This is a genomic window from Oleiagrimonas soli (assembly GCF_000761445.1).
Lineage (GTDB): Bacteria > Pseudomonadota > Gammaproteobacteria > Xanthomonadales > Rhodanobacteraceae > Oleiagrimonas > Oleiagrimonas soli.
In genome coordinates this window covers 2,255,010-2,273,878 of record NZ_KN196470.1, presented here as the reverse complement: position 1 = coordinate 2,273,878, position 18,869 = coordinate 2,255,010, and the positions used below count along the sequence as shown (strand labels likewise).

General features: G+C 66.9%; 22 protein-coding genes. 11 read left to right on the top strand and 11 right to left on the bottom strand.

All coding sequences use genetic code 11. The features are described from left to right. Positions 1-4 precede the first annotated feature (4 nt). On the top strand, positions 5-1,348 hold the full coding sequence (gorA, locus tag LF63_RS10060; protein WP_043101480.1) for a glutathione-disulfide reductase: 1,344 nt from the start codon (positions 5-7) through the stop codon (positions 1,346-1,348). 99 nt (positions 1,349-1,447) lie between these two features. Here gorA and LF63_RS15885 read toward each other — a convergent pair whose 3' ends face one another. Beyond that, positions 1,448-1,750 (bottom strand): hypothetical protein, encoded by a 303-nt coding sequence (locus tag LF63_RS15885; protein WP_152569308.1) that lies wholly within the window; start codon positions 1,748-1,750, stop codon positions 1,448-1,450. Positions 1,751-1,914: 164 nt separating this feature from the next. Between LF63_RS15885 and hutG the strand changes: the two genes are divergently transcribed. Continuing rightward, on the top strand, positions 1,915-2,700 hold the full coding sequence (gene hutG / locus LF63_RS10055) for an N-formylglutamate deformylase (RefSeq protein ID WP_043101478.1): 786 nt from the start codon (positions 1,915-1,917) through the stop codon (positions 2,698-2,700). Between the two features lie 7 nt (positions 2,701-2,707). Here the strand turns inward: hutG and LF63_RS10050 are convergent, their stop codons facing one another. Genes LF63_RS10050 through asnS form a run of 8 tightly spaced genes read right to left on the bottom strand, consistent with a single transcriptional unit; the run spans position 2,708 to position 9,512 of the window. Beyond that, positions 2,708-3,136, bottom strand: coding sequence for a RidA family protein (locus LF63_RS10050; RefSeq protein ID WP_235205304.1), 429 nt, complete (start codon positions 3,134-3,136; stop codon positions 2,708-2,710). Then, a complete protein-coding gene (can, locus tag LF63_RS10045) occupies positions 3,133-3,804 on the bottom strand; it encodes a carbonate dehydratase (protein ID WP_043101476.1) in 672 nt (223 codons plus the stop codon). The genes LF63_RS10050 and can overlap by 4 nt, the downstream gene beginning before the upstream one ends. Before the next feature lie 59 nt (positions 3,805-3,863). After that, positions 3,864-5,321 (bottom strand): aldehyde dehydrogenase, encoded by a 1,458-nt coding sequence (locus LF63_RS10040; RefSeq protein WP_043103629.1) that lies wholly within the window; start codon positions 5,319-5,321, stop codon positions 3,864-3,866. Positions 5,322-5,359: 38 nt separating this feature from the next. Then, on the bottom strand, positions 5,360-6,151 hold the full coding sequence (gene nei, locus LF63_RS10035) for an endonuclease VIII (protein ID WP_043101474.1): 792 nt from the start codon (positions 6,149-6,151) through the stop codon (positions 5,360-5,362). 3 nt (positions 6,152-6,154) lie between these two features. Next, the gene (locus LF63_RS10030; RefSeq protein WP_043101471.1) at positions 6,155-6,946 is read right to left on the bottom strand and encodes an SDR family oxidoreductase; all 792 of its coding nucleotides are present in this window, start codon (positions 6,944-6,946) and stop codon (positions 6,155-6,157) included. A 41-nt stretch (positions 6,947-6,987) separates the two neighbouring features. After that, the gene (locus LF63_RS10025) at positions 6,988-7,323 is read right to left on the bottom strand and encodes a hypothetical protein (RefSeq protein ID WP_052394930.1); all 336 of its coding nucleotides are present in this window, start codon (positions 7,321-7,323) and stop codon (positions 6,988-6,990) included. Next, the gene (locus LF63_RS10020) at positions 7,320-8,102 is read right to left on the bottom strand and encodes a MalM family protein (RefSeq protein ID WP_043101469.1); all 783 of its coding nucleotides are present in this window, start codon (positions 8,100-8,102) and stop codon (positions 7,320-7,322) included. Before LF63_RS10020 ends, LF63_RS10025 begins: the two co-directional genes overlap by 4 nt. A gap of 9 nt (positions 8,103-8,111) precedes the next feature. Continuing rightward, the gene (gene asnS, locus LF63_RS10015) at positions 8,112-9,512 is read right to left on the bottom strand and encodes an asparagine--tRNA ligase (protein WP_043101468.1); all 1,401 of its coding nucleotides are present in this window, start codon (positions 9,510-9,512) and stop codon (positions 8,112-8,114) included. A 187-nt stretch (positions 9,513-9,699) separates the two neighbouring features. Here asnS and LF63_RS10010 point away from each other — a divergent pair, with 187 nt between their 5' ends. From LF63_RS10010 to radA, 7 genes are all read left to right on the top strand, one after another. After that, on the top strand, positions 9,700-10,038 hold the full coding sequence (locus LF63_RS10010; RefSeq protein WP_043101467.1) for a HesB/IscA family protein: 339 nt from the start codon (positions 9,700-9,702) through the stop codon (positions 10,036-10,038). A 406-nt stretch (positions 10,039-10,444) separates the two neighbouring features. Continuing rightward, the gene (rpsF, locus tag LF63_RS10005) at positions 10,445-10,873 is read left to right on the top strand and encodes a 30S ribosomal protein S6 (protein ID WP_043101465.1); all 429 of its coding nucleotides are present in this window, start codon (positions 10,445-10,447) and stop codon (positions 10,871-10,873) included. A 14-nt stretch (positions 10,874-10,887) separates the two neighbouring features. Continuing rightward, positions 10,888-11,118 (top strand): 30S ribosomal protein S18, encoded by a 231-nt coding sequence (gene rpsR, locus LF63_RS10000; RefSeq protein ID WP_043101463.1) that lies wholly within the window; start codon positions 10,888-10,890, stop codon positions 11,116-11,118. A 104-nt stretch (positions 11,119-11,222) separates the two neighbouring features. Then, the gene (rplI, locus tag LF63_RS09995; RefSeq protein ID WP_043101460.1) at positions 11,223-11,669 is read left to right on the top strand and encodes a 50S ribosomal protein L9; all 447 of its coding nucleotides are present in this window, start codon (positions 11,223-11,225) and stop codon (positions 11,667-11,669) included. Between the two features lie 173 nt (positions 11,670-11,842). Further along, the gene (locus LF63_RS09990) at positions 11,843-13,234 is read left to right on the top strand and encodes a replicative DNA helicase (protein WP_043101458.1); all 1,392 of its coding nucleotides are present in this window, start codon (positions 11,843-11,845) and stop codon (positions 13,232-13,234) included. Positions 13,235-13,408: 174 nt separating this feature from the next. Beyond that, complete coding sequence (alr, locus tag LF63_RS09985) at positions 13,409-14,491, top strand: alanine racemase (RefSeq protein ID WP_043101457.1); 1,083 nt, start codon at positions 13,409-13,411, stop codon at positions 14,489-14,491. A gap of 103 nt (positions 14,492-14,594) precedes the next feature. Continuing rightward, positions 14,595-15,986, top strand: coding sequence for a DNA repair protein RadA (gene radA, locus LF63_RS09980; RefSeq protein ID WP_043103625.1), 1,392 nt, complete (start codon positions 14,595-14,597; stop codon positions 15,984-15,986). A 10-nt stretch (positions 15,987-15,996) separates the two neighbouring features. Here the strand turns inward: radA and LF63_RS09975 are convergent, their stop codons facing one another. Then, entirely contained in the window at positions 15,997-16,725 is a 729-nt protein-coding gene (locus LF63_RS09975; RefSeq protein WP_043101455.1) for a DUF6445 family protein, read from the bottom strand. A gap of 97 nt (positions 16,726-16,822) precedes the next feature. Further along, on the bottom strand, positions 16,823-17,623 hold the full coding sequence (locus LF63_RS09970; protein WP_043101453.1) for a cytochrome C assembly family protein: 801 nt from the start codon (positions 17,621-17,623) through the stop codon (positions 16,823-16,825). 182 nt (positions 17,624-17,805) lie between these two features. Between LF63_RS09970 and LF63_RS09965 the strand changes: the two genes are divergently transcribed. Together LF63_RS09965 and LF63_RS09960 are read left to right on the top strand one after the other, a co-directional pair. Continuing rightward, the gene (locus LF63_RS09965; protein WP_043101452.1) at positions 17,806-18,093 is read left to right on the top strand and encodes an autorepressor SdpR family transcription factor; all 288 of its coding nucleotides are present in this window, start codon (positions 17,806-17,808) and stop codon (positions 18,091-18,093) included. Beyond that, positions 18,090-18,740, top strand: a complete 651-nt coding sequence (locus tag LF63_RS09960; RefSeq protein ID WP_043101451.1) for an SdpI family protein — start codon at positions 18,090-18,092, stop codon at positions 18,738-18,740. Before LF63_RS09965 ends, LF63_RS09960 begins: the two co-directional genes overlap by 4 nt. Positions 18,741-18,869: the final 129 nt, after the last annotated feature.

Here is an 18,869-nt window from a genome sequence, read left to right as displayed (position 1 = left end):
TCGCATGCGTACTTTCGATTACATCGTGCTCGGCGCCGGTTCCGGCGGTCTGGCCTCCGCCTTCCGCGCCGCCCATCACGGCGCGCGCGTCGCGCTGCTGGAACCGGGCGCGCTCGGCGGCACCTGCGTCAACGTCGGCTGCGTGCCGAAGAAAGCCATGTGGTACGCCGCGCAGGCGGCCGAGGACGTGCAACGCGCCCGCGCGTTCGGGTTCGAGGTGTCGTCCGGGGCACTCGACTGGGGGCATTTCGTCGCCCGCCGCGAGGCCTACATCGCGCGCATCCATGCCAGCTACCGCAAGCGTCTGCAGGAGGCCGGCGTCGCGTTGATCGCGGCGCGTGGCTGTCTGCGCGCCGCCGACCGCGTGGAGGCCGCCGGCGAGACGCTGTGCGCGCCGCACGTGCTGATCGCCACCGGCGCGCGGCCGCGTCGTCTGGCCACGCCGGGCTTCGAGCTGGGCGGGGTGTCGGACGACTTCTTCGCGTTGCGTGCCTGTCCGCGCAGCGTGGCCGTGATCGGCGGCGGTTATATCGGCTGCGAGCTGGCAGGCGTGCTGCACGCATTGGGCGCGAAAGTCGATCTGTACGCACGCTCGACGCTGCTCAGTCATTTCGACGCCGAGCTGGGCGAGGCGCTGACCGCGTCGATGCGCGCGCAGGGCATCGGCGTGCACCTGCACGCGGCGCTTCCCGATGTGCGACGCGACCGCGACGGCCTGCATCTGGAGCACGTCGCGACCGGCGACGCCGCGCCCTACGAGCAGGTGCTGTGGGCGCTCGGACGCGTGCCCAACAGCGACGACATCGGACTCGGCACGGTGCCGCTGGCGCTGGACGAGGACGGTCACATCGTCACCGACGCGAAGCAGGACACCAACGTGCCCGGCGTGCATGCGGTGGGCGACGTGACCGGACGCACCGAACTGACGCCGGTCGCGATCGCCGCGGGACGGCGGTTGTCGGACCGCCTGTTCGGCGGCCAGCCCGATGCGCAGCTGGACTACGCCAACATTCCCAGCGTCGTCTTCGCGCATCCGCCGCTGGGCGCGGTGGGGCTGACCGAGGCGCAGGCGCGGGTGCTGCATGGCGACGCCGTGCGCGTGCACCGCGCGCGCTTCACGCCGATGGTGTCGGCGCTGTCGGATCACCCGCAGCAGAGTCTGATGAAGCTGGTCTGCGTCGGCCCTGACGAGCGCGTGGTCGGCGTGCATCTGTTCGGCGTCGGCAGCGACGAAATGCTGCAGGGCTTCGCCGTGGCGCTGAAGATGGGCGCGCGCAAGGCCGACCTCGACGCCACGGTGGCGATCCATCCGACGTCCGCGGAAGAGCTGGTGCTGCTCGGGGACTGAGTGCGGGGCAAGGTGTGCCGTGGTTTTGCATGGGCGCATAAAATGCAAGGCCGCCTAAACGGCGGCCTTGCCATACCATGGCTCATGCGATGACGTACATCACGCGAGTTTTTTCAGCGTATGAATCTGCCGGCTGATCCAGGCAAGAAACGCGGAATGATGTTTCGTGAAATCGGGTGCGTGCACTTTCTTGGTATTGTCGCTGAGGGGCGGCGGGCAGCCATAGCAGTAGCCCGGCTGACTGGCTTCGCATGAGCTGTAGGAGCCGCCGGCATCCAGGCACTTTTGAAAGATTGCTTGGCAATCCGGACAAGGAAGTGCTGCGCGTGCTTCCTGATTGCCGATGGAAAGAGCGCCGATTAGGACGATAGCGGCGAGCGGCAAAAATGCGTTCCGTTTCATCACATCTCTCCTTAATGCTCCTTCATTGGAGCTGTTTCATAAGATCACAGGATTGGTTGAAAAGATGTGAAGCATTTCAGGCATCGGAATATCCCTAAGACGAGGTTTTACGCATGTACGCATACGTTGGAACCTATGGGCATGGAGAGCACTAGAATACAGGCATGTTTACCTTCACCTTGCACCGGGGCAGCGCGCCGCTGCTCATCAGCCTGCCACACGACGGCAGCCACATTCCCGAGGCGCTGGCTGCGCGCATGACGCCGTCGGCGCAGCGCTCGCCCGACACCGACTGGCACGTGGGCCGTCTGTACGCCTTCGCGCGCGAGCTGGGTGCCAGCATCCTGCAGCCGGCGCATTCGCGCTACGTGGTCGATCTCAATCGCCCGGCGGACGGGCATGCGCTGTACCCGGGGCAGAGCGAGACCAGCCTGGTGCCGACGATCCAGTTCGACGGTACGTCGATCTACCGTGACGGCGAAGCGCCGGACAGCGAGGACATTGCCGCGCGCGTGGAAGCCTACTGGCGGCCCTATCACCAGGCCTTGCGCGATGAACTGAAGCGGCTGCGCGAGGCGCACGGCCGCGTGGTGCTATGGGAAGGGCACTCGATCCGCGCGGTGGTGCCGATGCTGTTCCAGGGCCGTCTGCCGGACTTCAATCTCGGCACCCACGCCGGGGTCAGCTGCCACCCGTCGCTGCGCAAGGCACTGGCCGGCGTGCTCGACGGCCAGAACGCCTACACCCACGTGGTCGACGGGCGCTTCAAGGGCGGTTACATCACGCGCCATTACGGCGCGCCCGACGACGGCATCGACGCCGTGCAGCTGGAACTGGCGCAGTGCAACTACATGGACGAGGCGACTTTCGAGTACCTGCCGGAGCACGCCGAGCGCGTGCAGCCGGTGATCCGCCGGCTGTTGCAGACCTGTCTGGACGCCGTCGGCTGAGTCGACGTCAGTCCCGACGCGCGCCGGGCGCGGCGATGCATTTCAGTTCGATCGCGATCGGCGTCGGCAGCGCGTCGATGCCGAGCGTAGTGCGGCAGGCGTCGACGCCCTGGAAGTGCTCGGCGTAGAGACGGTTGTAGGCGGCGAAGTCGCGCGCCATGTCGGTCAGGAACACGGTCACGTCCACGAGGTCTTCCCAACGCGCGCCGCTGGCTTCCAGCACCGCGCGGACGTTGGCGAACACCTGCCGGCACTGCGCCTCGATGTCGTAGTCGACCAGCAGCCCGCTGTCGTCGTAGACGTTGCCCGGAATGCCGTTGTCGTCCGGGCGTCGAGGGCCGACGCCGGACAGGAACAGCAGGTCGCCGACGCGACGCGCATGCGGGTAGGCGCCGACCGGCGGCGGCGCCTTGTCCGTGCGGATCGATCCGCTCACGCGGCATCCTCCTGAGCCCATTTCGCGGTCAGCGTATCGAGCGCCTGGCGATAGGATGTCCGCATCGAATCCATGTCGCGCACATCCAGCCCGAGGTCGTTGATGCGGCCGTCGGAAAGGCCGTAGACCCAGGCGTGCACGCGCAGCGGCTGCCCGCGGCTCCAGGCTTCCTGCACGATGGTCGTGGCGCACACATGCATGGCCTGCTCGATGGCGTTGAGCTCGCACAGGCGGTCGTGGCGTCGCTCGAAGCCGAGCGTGTCGCCCAGCGCATGGATGTGCTTGTTGGCGACGTCCTCGACGTGCCGCAGCCAATTGTCGATCAGCCCCAGGCGCTGCTTCTTGAGCACCGCGCCTACGCCGCCACAGCCGTAGTGCCCGACCACCAGCACGTGCTCGACTTTCAGTACTTCGACGGCGAACTGGATCACCGACAGCGCGTTGAGATCGGTGTGCACGATGACGTTGGCGACGTTGCGGTGCACGAAGATCTCGCCCGGCGGCAGGTCGACGATCTGCGTGGCCGGCACGCGCGAATCCGAGCAGCCGACCCACAGGAATTTCGGCGCCTGCTGCTTGGACAGCTGCTCGAAGAACTGCGGATCTTCGGCCTGAATGCGCTCGGCCCATTGCTTGTTGCTGGCGAGCAGTTCCTTGATACGAGGCATGGTTGAACGTTCTCCTGCGATGAAGATTCAATGGACGGCAACGCCGCGACGACCCGCGCTCATGCGGCGGGATGCACGGCGATGCACACGTTCTTGGCTTCGGTGAAGAAGCGCAGCGCCTCGACGCCGCCCTCCCGGCCGACGCCGGATTGCTTGACGCCGCCGAACGGCGTGCGCAGGTCGCGCAGCATCCAGCAGTTGATCCAGACGATGCCGAATTCCAGCGCGCTGGCCATGCGCTGTGCGCGGTCGATGTCACGCGTCCACAGCGAGGCGGCCAGGCCGTAGCCGGTGCCGTTGGCGAGGGCCAGCGCGTCGGCTTCGTCCTCGAACGGCATCAGGGTGACGACCGGGCCGAAAATTTCTTCCTGGTTGGTGGCGCAGTCGGCGGGCAGGCTCTCGATCACGGTCGGGGCGACGAACCAGCCCTCCGCGCAACGACCTTCCAGCTGCACGGCTTGGCCGCCGCACAGCACGGTGCCGCCTTCGCTGCGCGCACGTTCGATGCAAGCCACGACCTTGTCGAAGTGCGGTTTCGAGACCAGCGCGCCGAGGTCGCTCTCCGCCGCCTCGGGATCGCCCACGCGCAATGCTTTCACGCGTGTCAGATAGCGCTCGCGGAAGTCTTCGTAGATGGAGCGCTGCACCAGCAGGCGCGAGCCGCACAGACAGATTTCGCCCTGATTGGCGAAGCCCGAGCGCACGATGGTATCGAGGTTCGCATCGGACAGATCGGCGTCGGCGAACACGATGGCGGGGTTCTTGCCGCCCATCTCCAGCGAGACCTTCTTGAACTGCGCGGCGGTGGCGGCGGCAATGGCCGCGCCGGTGCGCGTGGAGCCGGTGAACGACACGGCCTTGACCTGCGGATGCGCGACCAGCGGTGCGCCGACCGCGGGCCCCTCGCCGTGCACGACGTTGAACACGCCGGCGGGCAGACCGGCTTCCAGTGCCACCTCGGCCAGCATCGTCGCCGTGCACGGGGTGATCTCGGACGGCTTGGCCACCACCGCGTTGCCGCAGGCCAGGGCCGGGGCGATCTTCCAGGTGAACAGGTACAGAGGCAGGTTCCACGGGCTGATGCAGGCCGCCACGCCCAACGGCTGGCGCAGGGTGACGTTGATCGCCTGGCCGGGCATGGCGTGCGACGCGCCGTCCCAGGTTTCGATGGCGGCGGCGAAGAAGCGCAGGTTGGCGACCGCACGCGGAATGTCGACGTTTCGCGCCAGCGCCACCGGCTTGCCGCTGTCACGCGATTCGGCGGCGGCGAAGGCGTCCAGGCGCTGTTCGACGAGGTCGGCCATGCGGCGCAGCAGGGCGGCGCGTTCGCCGGCCGGGCGACGGCCCCAGTCCGGCGCGGCGGCGGCCGCGGCGGCCACGGCGCGCTCGACGTCGGCCGCGTTGCCGTCCGCACAGCGCGCGTAGACCTGGCCGGTGGCCGGTTCATGCACGTCGCGCCAACCGCCGTCGGCGGCGTCGACCATACGGCCGTCGATCAGGTGCTGGAAACTCGGCATGTCCATGCCGCGAAGCTTAGCGAGCTTTGGCCGCAGCGTCAGCGTTGACAATCCGGACAGGTGAACATCGGTCGGCCGCCGAGCTCGCTGCGCGCGATCGGCGTGGCGCAGCGCGGGCAGGGCTGGTTGTCGCGGCCGTAGACGCGGAAACGGAAGGGTGTTTCCTGCAGACGGCCGCGGCCACGTTTACCGCGTGTGCGGTAGGAATGACGCGGCACGTCGAGCAGCGCATCGGCCAGCATGATGCGTTGGGCGTCATCCAGATCGACCGGCCGCAGGGTCGGCGCGATGCGCGCCTGCCACAGGATTTCCGCGCGCAGGTAGTTGCCCAGGCCGGCGAGGAACGCCTGGTCGAGCAGCAGACCGGCCAGCCGCCGACGCGCGAAGCGGCGGTCGCTCAGGCGCGCCAGCACGGTGTCGCGATCCAGCTCGGGGTCGAGCACATCCGGCCCCAGTCGTGCCAGAAACGGATGCTCGTGCACGCGTTCAGTCGGCCACAGACTGACGTCCGAGGCGCTGTAGAGCAGGATCGCGTGGTCGGCCGTCTCCAGCGCCACGCGCAGGCTGCGTTTCGTGCGTGGACGCTCGCCGGCGGCGGCGATGCGCCACACGCCATAGAGCTGGTTGTGCGAATACATCGTCAGGCCGTTGTCGAAGCGCGTCAGCAGCGCCTTGCCGTGCGGCGTGATGGCTTCGATGCGTTGTCCGATCAGGAGCGGCGCGTAGGGCAGGAGCTCCTCGAAAGCGAACCACACGCGCGCCAGCGGGGCGCCGACCACGGCATCGGCCAGGGCGTCGGCAGCGCGACGGATTTCCGGCCCTTCGGGCACGGCTCAGGACAGGCTGCGCGTGCGTCCGCCGTCGACGGCGATGCTGACGCCGTTGACGTAGGCCGCGGCCGGCGTGCACAGGAAGGCCGCGACGGCGGCGACTTCCTCGGGCTTGCCAAAGCGTGCGGCGGGCACGTGGCCGAGCATGTCGCGCGCCACCGCGTCCTCGTCGATGCCCTGCGCCTTCGCGCGTCCGGCGATCAGGCTGGCCAGGCGGCCGGTCTCGGTGAAGCCGGGTAGCACGTTGTTGACGGTGATGCCGTCGGCGGCGAGTTCGCCGGCCAGGGTCTTGGCCCAGCTGGCGACGGCCGCGCGCACGGTGTTGGACACGCCCAGGTTCGGGATCGGTTCCTTCACCGAGGTCGAGATGATGTTGACCAGGCGTCCGTAGCCGGCCGCGCGCATGCCCGGCAGCACCGCCTGCAACAGCGTCTGACCGGCCAGAAGGTGCTGGCCGAAGGCCTGCTCGAAGGCGGCGGCATCGGCGCGGTGCGCCGGGCCGGCGGGTGGTCCGCCGGAGTTGTGGATCAGGATCTGCGCCGGATGCGCGGCGATGTGCGCCTCGATGGCGGCGGCGAGGGCGGGGCGATCGCTCATGTCGGCGACCAGGAAGCGGTGCTGCTGGGCGTCGTGCGTGCGCGGCAGCGTGTCGACGAGTGCGCGCAGGACGTCTTCCGAGCGGGCCAGCACGGTGACGTCCGCGCCCAGCGCGGCCAGTTCCGTGGCGGTGGCGCGGCCGATGCCCTTGGAGGCGCCGCATACCAGCGCGTGGCGGCCGTCGAGTTCCAGTTTCATGCGTGTCTCCTGACAGGCCGACGCCGCGGCGCCGGCGGGATTCAGTGCGCGGTCGTCGCCTGGATCACCAGCACGCCGATCCAGCATGGCCAGGCCAGCCACGGCGCGTAGCGCCAGATGCGGTGCCAGCGGGTCAGCTCGGCGTCCTCGAACAGCTCCGGCACGTTGCTGCGCAACACCTGCTGCAGGCGCGCCCAGGTTCGCATGCGGCTGGCGCGACCCTGGTCCGGACAGGCGATGATGCGCCACTTGTCGGCATAGCGTTCGCGCATGATGCGGGCGAAGCGCCACTGCGCGTAGAGGTGCATGCCGAAGCCGCACGCGCCGGCGATCAGCAGCAGGATATAAAGCATGCCGAGCATGGGCGTCGTGTTCATGGCGTGGTGTCCTTGGCCGAGGGCAGGAACAGCGAACGCAGCGTGGACAGCGCGCCCGGCGAGGATTGCGGATCCGGCTTGGCGCACAGCGCCTCGGAGACCGCCTTGGCGTAGCGCGGCGTCATCACGCCGACGTACAGCGGACCGTTCGGGCCGTGCGAGATCTGGAAGCTGCCGGTGGCCGCCATCTTCACCGGCGCATCGGCCGAGAAGGCGGTGGGCGACTGCTCCCAGTAGGTGCTGCCGTTGAGCTGCTGACCGGAGGTGTAGACCACCAGGTAGCGCGCGTTCGGGCTGTCGACGTCCACGCTGCCCAGCGCGCCGGTGGTGGACTGGCTCCAGCCGATGTATTCGCACTGTTGCACGTCGAGGGTCTGCATCGGCCGGTAGTTGGCGTCGAGCACCACCACCGAGGGCGCGAACAGGTAGCTCGAATGCAGCCAGCGGCCGGTCATTTCCGACTTCAGCACGATCTTGTACGGCAGTGCATGCTTCTGCGGCAGCGTGAAGGCCAGAAAGTAGCTGCGCGTACCGTTGAAGTCGGCCACGGGAAGACTCGACTCGACGTCGAAGCGCGTGGGCTTCAGCGGCAGATCGCGATGGAAGGAGAACTGCGAGAATCGCGTACAGCAGGGATCGGCCTTCTGCAGTTCCGCCATCGCCGCGTCGCGAGTACCCGCGCGCGGCGTGTCGGACTTGGCCGGCGCATGCGACGCGCATGCACCCAGCACAAGCAGCAGGGCCGGCAGCAACAGCTGAAACAGACGTCTAGACGGCATGGCGGTCGATCAGAATTCGGCGCTTCCTGCGACTCGGGGATAGGGGATCGCATCGCGGATGTTGGCGATGCCGCAGATGTAGCACAGCAGCCGCTCGAAACCGAGGCCGAAACCAGCGTGCGGCACGGTGCCGTAGCGGCGAAGATCACGGTACCAGCCGTAGGTTTCGGGGTCGAGACCGAACTGCTGCATGCGCGCGTCGAGCCGGTCCAGGCGCTCCTCGCGCTGCGCGCCGCCGATGATCTCGCCGATGCCCGGGGCCAGCACGTCCATCGCGGCGACGGTCTTGCCGTCGTCGTTGAGGCGCATGTAGAAAGCCTTGATCTCCTCGGGGTAGTTCATCACCACGACCGGGCGGCCGACGTGCTCCTCGACCAGGTAGCGCTCGTGCTCGGTCTGCAGGTCCACGCCCCAGGCGACCGGGAACTCGAACTTCTTGCCGGACTTCTTCAGGATTTCGATGGCGTCGGTGTACTGGATGCGCTCGAACGGCGCGTCGACGAAGGCCTGCAGGCGCGTGATGGCCTCCGGATGCACGCGCTCGGCGAAGAACGCCATGTCGTCCTGACGCTCGTCGAGCACCGTGCGGAAGATGGACTTCAGGAACGCCTCGGCCAGATCGGCGTTGTCGTTCAGGTCGGCGAAGGCGATCTCCGGCTCCACCATCCAGAACTCGGCCAGATGGCGCGCGGTGTTGGAGTTCTCGGCGCGGAAGGTCGGGCCGAAGGTGTAGACCTTGCTCATCGCCAGGCAGTAGGCCTCGACGTTGAGCTGGCCGGACACGGTCAGGAACGCCTCGCGGCCGAAGAAGTCCTTGCGGAAGTCGATCGCGCCCTTGTCGTCGCGCGGCAGGTTGGCCAGGTCCAGCGTCGACAGCCGGAACATGTCGCCCGCGCCCTCGGCGTCGGACGTGGTGATGATCGGGGTGTTGATCCAGTAGAAGCCTTGCTCGGTGAGGAAGCGGTGGATCGCCATCATCACCGTGTGGCGCATGCGCGTGACGGCGCCGAACAGGTTGGTGCGCGGGCGCAGGTGGGCGACCTCGCGCAGGAACTCCATCGAATGCTGCTTGGGCTGGATCGGGTAGGTTTCCGGATCGTCGACGAAGCCGGGTACCTCGACTTTCGCGGCCTGAATCTCGAAGCCCTGGCCCTTGCCCTGCGAAGTGACCAGGGTGCCGGTGACGATCACGCTGGCGCCGGAGGTCAGGCGCTGCACCTCGTTCTCGTAATTGGGCAGGTCGGCCGGCACCACGGCCTGGATCGGCGCGAAGCAGGAGCCGTCGCTGATGTGCACGAAGGAAAGCCCGGCCTTGGAGTCGCGCCGGGTGCGCACCCAGCCGCGGACCGTGACTTCACTGCCTTCGCCGGGCGTGCCGGCAAGAGCCTGCTTGACGCTGACCACCGTCATATCGATTGAAACTCCAGCTGGGACACCGCATATCGGTGTCGAGACAAGGCCGTCCATGATAATCGACCTGCGGTCACGGCCGCGAGTCCGACGACACGCCGATCGGGCATAAGCGTCGACCGCACGCGACGGCGTTGGGTTCCGCCGCGGTCGCGCGTACACTAGATATAGTCTTTCGAGCATCGCCATGAACATCCAGATCACCGACACCGCCCGCGCACGCATGCAGACCTACCTCGCCGGCCATCCGCAGGCCAGCGGCGTGCGGTTCGGCGTGCGTCGCACCGGTTGCTCGGGTTTCGGCTACGTCATCGAGCTGGCCGTCGAGCGCGGCGACGACGACCAGGTGGTCGAGGTCGATGGCGTGCCGCTGGTGATCGACGCCACCAGCCGCCCGCTGGTGGACGGCACCGTGATCGACTTCCAGCGCCAGGGACTGAACACGAGTTTCGTGTTCCACAACCCCAACGCCACCGGCGAATGCGGCTGCGGCGAGAGCTTCACGGTCGATCCGCCGCGCGACTGATGGCATCGCGCGATGGAGCGCATCCGTTCCGGCGCGGGTGTTTCCGATGAAACGTCATCCTGGCGAAAGCCGGGACCCAGTGACTTCCACGCTTCGCAAAGACGCTAGGTCCCGGCTTTCGCCGGGGTGACGGGGTCGTGGGACGCGCGGAGGGCGCAGCGCTACCGGGGGCGAGGTGGGAGCCGCAGCGCCCCCAGATATCAGACAGGGACCACGGCGGTGTCTGATTGCTTCAGCAGCTACCGATCTTCGCCCGAATCAATATCTTGCGTCTCTGCGGCCCGCATCCTACAATTCCGCTTCTGTCCGCGGCCGATTGCGCCGTGGCGGAGCCTTGCCTCACCGCATCCTGCGGGAGGCTGCCTTCTCCGCGCGTGCCGCGGAGAGACATCCACGAGGAGACAACATGCGTCATTACGAAGTCGTGTTCCTGGTCCATCCGGACCAGAGCGAGCAGGTGCCTGCCATGGTCGAGCGCTACAAGGCGCTGATCGAAGAGCATGGCGGCACGATCCACCGTCTCGAGGACTGGGGCCGTCGTCAGCTGGCCTACAGCATCGAGAACCTGGCCAAGGCACATTACGTGCTGATGAACATCGAGTGCAGCCAGGAAGTCCTGAACGAGCTGGAATCGGGCTTCCGCTTCAACGATGCGGTCATCCGTCATCTGGTCATCAAGCGTCCGGGCGCCGACACCGAGCAGTCGCCGATCCTGAAGAGCAAGGAAAAGGAAGACGCCAAGTCCGGCAGCCGTCGTCGCGACGACGACAGCGACAGCAAGGACGATGACGATTCGGATTCCGATAACGACAACGATCGCGACAGCGACGACTGAGCCGGGAGCAAGCCATGTCCAAGTTTTTCCGCCGCCGCAAGTTCTGCCGCTTCACCGCCGAGGGCGTGAAGGAGATCGATTACAAGGATCTCAACACGCTGCGTCAGTACATCACCGAGACCGGCAAGATCGTGCCGAGCCGCATCACCGGCACCAAGGCGCGCTACCAGCGTCAGCTGGCCACCGCGGTCAAGCGTGCGCGCTTCCTGGCGCTGCTGCCGTACACCGACAGCCACGACGCCTGAGGCGAACGTGCATCGCGCGCCGTCCTTGCGGGCGGCGCGTTTCCATTCGGACAACCGTCCAGGGCTGCGCCGCCTCAAGGCGCTAACGAATCGAGAGAACCACCATGGAACTGATCCTGCTTGAGAAAGTGAAGAACCTCGGCAACCTCGGCGACAAGGTCACCGTGAAGCCGGGCTACGGCCGCAACTACCTGCTGCCGCAGGGCAAGGCCGTGCCGGCCAATGCCGCGAATCTGGCCGAGTTCGAGAAGCGCCGCGCCGAGTACGAAGCCAAGGCCAAGGAGCTGCTGGGCGGCGCCGAGGGTCGCAAGGCCAAGCTCGACGGCGTCGAGCTGACCATCGCCGCCAACGCCAGTCCCGAAGGCAAGCTGTACGGTTCGGTCGGTCCGCGCGAGATCGCCGACGCGCTGCAGGCCAAGGGTCTGGAAGCCGACAAGGGCGAGATCGTGCAGCCGGAAGGCGCGATCCGCGTCACCGGCGAGTACGAAGCCCACATCGTGCTGCACGCCGACGTGCAGGCCACGATCAAGGTCGTCGTCACCGGCGAGTAATCGCGGTCGACGACCTTGTGCGAACGGGCGCCCTGGTGGCGCCCGTTCTGTTTTGGGCGTCGCCGTCCATACAGGCTTTTCCACAGCCGATCACAGGTTATCCACAGACTTGTTGTATCGGAATTTGCGACGCCGCTACGTAAGATGAGTAGTCGTCCGAGAGGGACCCCGAGATGCCCATGCTGCCCGAGCGCCACGAATCGTCCTCCATCGAAACCCTGCGCGTGCCGCCGCACTCGATCGAGGCCGAGCAGTCGGTGCTGGGCGGGTTGATGCTGTCGCCGGACGCCTTCGACCGCGTCGCCGACCGTCTGATCGAGGAAGACTTCTACCGCAAGGACCATCGTCTGATCTGGCGCGCGATCACCGGCCTGGCCGACCGCGGCATGCCGTTCGACGCCGTGACGCTAGGCGACTGGTTCGAGGCCAACGAGCTGACCGAGATGATCGGCAGTCCGGGCTACCTGGTGGAACTGGCCAACAGCACGCCGAGCGCCGCCAACATCACCGCCTACGCCGGCATCGTGCGCGAGAAGTCGGTGCTGCGGCAGCTGATCGACGCCGGCACCACCATCACCGAGGACGGTTATCGTCCGGAAGGCCGCAGTACGCAGGAAGTGCTGGAAGCGGCCGAGCAAAAGGTGTTCCACATCGCCGAGGCCGGCGCGCGCGGCCGCAAGAGCACGGTGCCGATGCGCGAGGCGGTCAAGGACGCGTTCCGCATCCTCACCGAGCGCTACCAGAACAAGGGCCAGCTAACCGGCCTGCCGACTGGCTTCACCGATCTCGACGACCGCACCGCGGGCCTGCAGCCGTCCGACCTCATCATCGTCGCGGCGCGACCGTCGATGGGCAAGACCGCGTTCTCGGTCAACATCGCCGAGAGCGCCGCGATCCGCAGCAAGAAGCCGGTGGTGATCTTCTCGATGGAAATGTCGGCCTCGCAGCTGGCGTTCCGACTGATCTCCTCGGTCGGCCGCATCCATCAGCAGAACTTGCGCACCGGCGATTTGGCCGAGGAAGACTGGCCGCGCGTGACCTCGGCCATCACCATGCTCTCCGACGCCAAGATCTTCATCGACGACACGCCCGCGCTGTCGCCGGTGGAACTGCGCTCGCGCTCGCGCCGCCTGCAGCGCGAGCACGGCAGTCTGGGCTTGATCGTGATCGATTACCTGCAGCTGATGCAGGTGCCCGGAAACAAGGAGAATCGCGCCACCGAAATTTCAGAAATTTCGCGTGGACTGAAGGCTCTGGCCAAGGAGCTCAACGTTCCCGTGATCGCGCTTTCCCAGCTCAACCGATCCCTCGAGCAGCGTTCGGACAAGCGGCCGATGATGTCCGACCTGCGCGAATCGGGCGCCATCGAGCAGGACGCCGACGTGATCCTGTTCATCTACCGCGACGAGTACTACAACCCCGAATCGCCGGACAAGGGCAAGGCCGAGATCATCATCGGCAAGCAGCGTAACGGCCCGACCGGCACGGTGAAACTGACCTTCCTGGGCCAGTTCACCAAGTTCGAGAACTTCACGCCGGAAAGCTACGAGGGCGCGTTCGAGTGAGAGACCGGGATGCGGGGTTCGGGATTTGGAAGAGCGTGGGATTCTTGCAGTGATGAGCGCTGGCCGTTCCAATAATTTCTTTGGTGACCAGACATCCACGATTTCCGCGAGCATGTGCAGGATGGCCGACATCTCCGAATCCCGAATCTCCACGCTCGTATCCCAGCCCCAAGCATGAGCCGTCTCGCCACCGCCACCATTCATCTCGGCGCGCTGCGTCACAACCTCGCGCGCTTGCGCGAGCAGGCGGCCGGCGCGCGGGTCATGGCGGTCATCAAGGCCGACGCCTACGGGCACGGACTGGAGCGCGTCGCGCGCGCACTGGCCGAGGCCGATGCCTTCGGCGTGGCGGCCATCGCCGACGGCCTGCGCTTGCGTGCCGCCGGGCATCGCCAGCGCATCGTGGTGCTGTCCGGTCCCGACAGCGCCGCCGATCTCGCCGAGATGCGGCGACTCAACCTGGATGCGGTCATCCATCACGACAGCCAGCTGGCCTGGCTCGCCGCCGACCCCGACGCGCGGCCGCTGCGGGTGTGGCTGAAGGTCGATTCGGGCATGCATCGGCTGGGTTTTCCCGCGGCGCGCATCGCGCAGGTGCATGCGCAGTTGCAGGCGATGCCCAACGTCGACGGCGAGATCGTGTTGATGACGCATTTCGCCGCCTCCGACGAATTCGAGAACCCGCTGACCAAACAGCAGATCGCGACCTTCGAGCAGGCCGTCGCCGGTCTGCCGGGACCGCGCGCGCTGTCCAACTCCGCCGGCGTACTGGGCTGGCCCGGCGCGCGCGGCGACTGGGTGCGCGTGGGCGGTTTGCTGTACGGATTGTCGGTGGTCGAGGGCAAGGCCGGCGCGGACTTCGGCTACCGTCCGGCGATGACTTTGCGTACCCGGCTGATCGCCGTGAACGACCTGAAGCAGGGCGAGCGCGTCGGTTACGCCGCGACCTGGGCTGCGCCCGAGGACATGCGTATCGGTGTGGCCGCGATCGGCTACGGCGACGGCTACCCGCGCAGTGTCGGCTCCGGCACGCCGGTGCGCATCCGCGGGGTGGAAAGCGCCATCGTCGGCCGCGTGTCGATGGACCTCATCACGCTCGACCTGCGCGGCGTGCCCGATGCCGAGGTCGGCGACGAAGTGACGCTGTGGAGCGCGAATCTTCCGGTCGAGCGCATCGCCGCCGCTGCCGGCAGCATCAGCTACGAGCTGACCTGCGGCATGACCCGTCGCGTGCTGTTCGTCGAGGACGACGCCTGATCGCGGCGACGGCGTATCGCCTGTTGCGACCGGCGCACGGTATGGTGCCGCGAGCGCGCGACCGATTCGGTTTCGCTTTTCGTACGACTTCACGAGGATGCGCATGGCCAAGGCCAAGACCGCCTACGTCTGCGGCGACTGCGGCGCCGAATACAACAAGTGGCAGGGCCAGTGCGTGGCCTGCGGTGCGTGGAACACGCTGAGCGAGTTCGTGGTGCAGCCGGCCTCGAGCAGCGGCAAGAGCAGTGTCGGCGCGCATCGCGATGGCTACGCCGGCGCCAGCAAGGAGACCGCCAAAGTCATGCCGCTGACCGAAGTCGCGGCGGAAACCGAGTCGCGTACGCTGACCGGCATCGGCGAACTCGATCGCGTGCTCGGCGGCGGTCTGGTCGACGGTTCGGTGGTGCTGATCGGCGGCGATCCGGGCATCGGCAAGTCCACGCTGCTGCTGCAGATGCTGGGCACCCTCGGCGCGAAGCTGCCGGGCGTGTACGTCACCGGCGAGGAATCGCTGGGGCAGGTGGCCTCGCGTGCGCAGCGCCTGGGACTGCCGCTGGAGCCGCTGCACGCGCTGGCCGAGACCGGCATCGAGCGCATTCTCGAACAGGTGCAGCACAGCAAGCCGCGCGTGCTCATCATCGATTCGATCCAGACCATCTGGACCGACCTGCTCACCGCCGCGCCCGGATCGGTCAGCCAGGTGCGCGAGTCGGCGGCCAAGCTGACGCGCTTCGCCAAGCAGACCGGCACCAGCGTGCTGCTGGTCGGTCACGTGACCAAGGAAGGCGGCATCGCCGGCCCGCGCGTGCTCGAGCACATGGTCGACGCCGTGCTGTATTTCGAGGGCGAGTCCGGCAGCCGCTTCCGCGTGCTGCGCGCGTTCAAGAACCGCTTCGGCGCGGTCAACGAGCTGGGCGTGTTCGCGATGTCCGACAAGGGCTTGCGCGAAGTGCCGAACCCGTCGGCGATCTTTCTCTCCGCGCATGCCTCGCCGACGCCGGGCAGCGCGATCATGGTCACGCGCGAAGGCACGCGGCCGTTGCTGGTGGAAGTGCAGGCGCTGGTCGATCAGTCCTCGCTCGGCAATCCGCGTCGCGTGGCGCTGGGCCTGGAACAGAACCGGCTGGCGATGCTGCTGGCGGTGCTGCACCGGCACGGCGGCGTGGCGGCCTACGACCAGGACGTGTTCGTCAATGTGGTCGGCGGCATCCGCGTACAGGAGACCGCGGCCGATCTGCCGGTGCTGCTGGCGGTGCGTTCGTCGCTGCGCGATCGTCCCTTGCCCGACAAGACGGTGGCGTTCGGCGAGGTCGGTCTGTCCGGCGAGATCCGCCCGGTGCCCAACGGCGAGGAGCGTCTGAAGGAAGCGGCCCATCACGGCTTCCGTCGCGCCATCGTGCCGAAGGCGAACCTGCCGAAGAAGAAGCGCATCGGCGATCTGGAGATCGTCGGCGTCGAACGCCTCGCCGAGGCGCTGGATGCGGCCGACGGCTGAAATCGTCGACTCAGGTCGTGTGGCGGCGGCAGGTGAAGAAGCCGTTGAAGGTCAGGCGACCGTTGGCCGGGTCGGAGGACAACCGCCGCGGATCGTGGATGTCGCCGGAGTGCAGGATGTTGCCGTCGTAGAAGATCATTCGGTTCCAGCGGGCCGGCGCTTGGCCGATGCGCGTGAAGTAGGCATTCGACCCATTCATGTAGCTCGGCGGGATGCCACGCTTGCGGGTGAACTCCGTCGCGGGCAGGTTCGAGGCGTCGTGGTAGAGATCGGAAATCTCCTGCCGCGTCCTGCTCGGCGCGTAGAAGCTCGTGCCGCCGAGTTCTTCATCCTCGAACAGATACAGCACGGAGGCCTGAATGCTGTACGCCGTCGGGACGCCGACCTGGTCGCTGTGGCAGAGCCACTGGAACGGACGCAGTTGCTCCGGTGGACGCGTCACCATGGCCAGACGGCTCTGCATCTCCAGCACCCGGCGCGCATCGAAGTGCGGGCGCATGTGTTGCAGGAAGAACGCATGGAATGCGTGCGCCAGCGCGTTCGGCGGTAACAGGTAAATGCCGGGATAGGCATTGAAATCGACGGGTTTGAACGCTTCACGCTGCGCGATGGCCCAGTCGCGCAGGCGTTCGGGTTCGCGCAAGACATCATCGATCACGAAGCAGGTTGCGCCATGCTCCAGGCGCAGCGTTTGAATCTGCGGGTTGGGGTGGAACCAGTCCGTGGCATCTTCGGTCATGGCGATCCGGATATCGTGTCCTTGAAGTCCAACATGCCGCACGCGTTCGATCTGCGCGGCGCGACAGCGCCGAAGCCTCCTGTCGGGCGAACGACGCTCAGGTCAGCGGGCGATGCAGGATCATCTCCAGCACGAACTTCGTGCCGAAGAAGGCCAGCATCAGCACGGCCATGCCGATCAGGGTCAGATTGACCGCGCGCATGCCGCGCCAGCCGAACTTCCAGCGGCCCCAGAGCAGGGCGCCGAACACCAGCCAGGCGACGATCGACAGCACGGTCTTCTGCACCAGATGCTGGCCGAACAGGTTGTGCACGAACACGATGCCGGTGAACAGCGTCAGCGTCAGCAGCGTGAAGCCGGCGTGGATCAGGCGGAACAGCAGCGATTCGGTCAGCGTCAGTGGCGGCAGCGCGCGCAACCAGTGGCCGAACTGACTGCGTCGCAGCGCGTGTTCCTGCACGGCCAGCAGGATGGCCAGTACGGCGGCGATGGACAGCACGCCGAAGGCGAGCAGGGCGACGGTGACGTGCAGCTTGATCTGCCAGTCCATCGGCATCGGATGCGTCGGCGGCGCGATGAACACGTCGACGCCCAGCAGCAGCGCACTCAGCGGAAACACGATCACGCCCAGTCCGGCCACCGGTCGCGACAGGTTCACCAGCAATGTCAGCGTCGATACCACCCAGGCGACCAGCGACAGGGCGGCGAAGAAGTGCAGATCGAGCGCGCCGCGGTGGATGCCCAGCAGCACGGCCGCGTGGGCCAGCACCGCGACCAGCGCCATGCCCATGGCCGCGCGCACCAGCGGCTTGCCCGAACCCATCAGCGGACGCGCCAGAGCGGCGGCGGCCCCGAGGTACAGGACGATGGCGAGCAGCGCGGGTAGGGTCTTCAGCATGACGCGCAAGTGTGGCACAGGCGTCCGGTGCAGTGAATGGTCGTCATGCCGCAGTGCGTGACAGGGGCGACAAACCGTCTTCCGACATCCGCTGCGTCATCGACAACAGCGGTTCATTCGATGCCACTTGCAATATTTAGATATTTGTCTAAATATATAAACGTACCCAGCCGGACACCTTCATGAAACAGCAGGAAGTCTTCAAGGCCATGGCCGACCCGACCCGGCGCGCGATCCTGAAGCGCTTGCAGGACGGCGCGCTGACGGCCGGCGAGATCGGCGAGTCGTTCGACATCAGCGCGGCGTCGCTTTCGCACCATTTCGCGGTGCTGAAGCGGGCCGATCTGGTGCGCACCGAGCGTCGCGGCCAGTACATCGTCTATTCCCTCAACAGCACCGTGTTTGAAGACCTGGCGCGGATGCTGTTCGACCTGTTCCCATCGCGCAACGCGCGGAGAGATCCATCATGAAATTCCATCGCACGCTGTTCATCACGGCAATCTTCCTCGTCATCGGCGCGGCCGTGGCGTTCTGGCTCTGGCCGCAGCTGCCGGCGCGGGTGCCTTCGCACTGGAACCTCGAAGGCCAGGTGGACGGCACCATGCCGCGATTCTGGGCGGCGCTGTTTCCGATGTTGAGCGTGGCCGTCGTCGCGCTGCTGAGCGTGCTGCTGGCGGCCGTTTCGCCGAATCGCTTCCGTGTCGGCTCGTTCGCACCGGTGTACTTCGGTCTGATGCTGGTGCTGCAGGGCTTCGTGCTGGTGCTCGGCATCTGCATGTTGCTGGTCGGTGCCGGGTATCCGTTGCCGATGCCGAAGGTCGCGATGCTCGGGCTTGGCGCCTTGTTCATGATCCTGGGCAACTACATGGGCAAGCTGCGGCGCAACTTCTTCATCGGCATCCGCACGCCGTGGACCATCGCCAGCGAAGCGACCTGGGAGCGCACGCATCGTCTGGGCGGCTGGCTGTTCGTGCTGTTGGGCGCGGTGGTGCTCATCGGCACCTTGCTCGGCATGCCGCACGTGCTGGCCTTCATTCTGATCGTCACGGTGGCGCTGTTCCCGGCGCTGTACTCGTACGTCATCTATCGGCGCGTCGAGGGGCCGCCGCAGGACTGACGCGAAGCTTCGGCCGCGCACTCACTCATGACTCAAGGAGACCTACCGATGAAGCTTGTTGCGCGTATCGGCATGCTGCTCGCGGCGCTGCCGCTGGCGGTGCAGGCCGCACCCTCGTGCCTGCAGCGT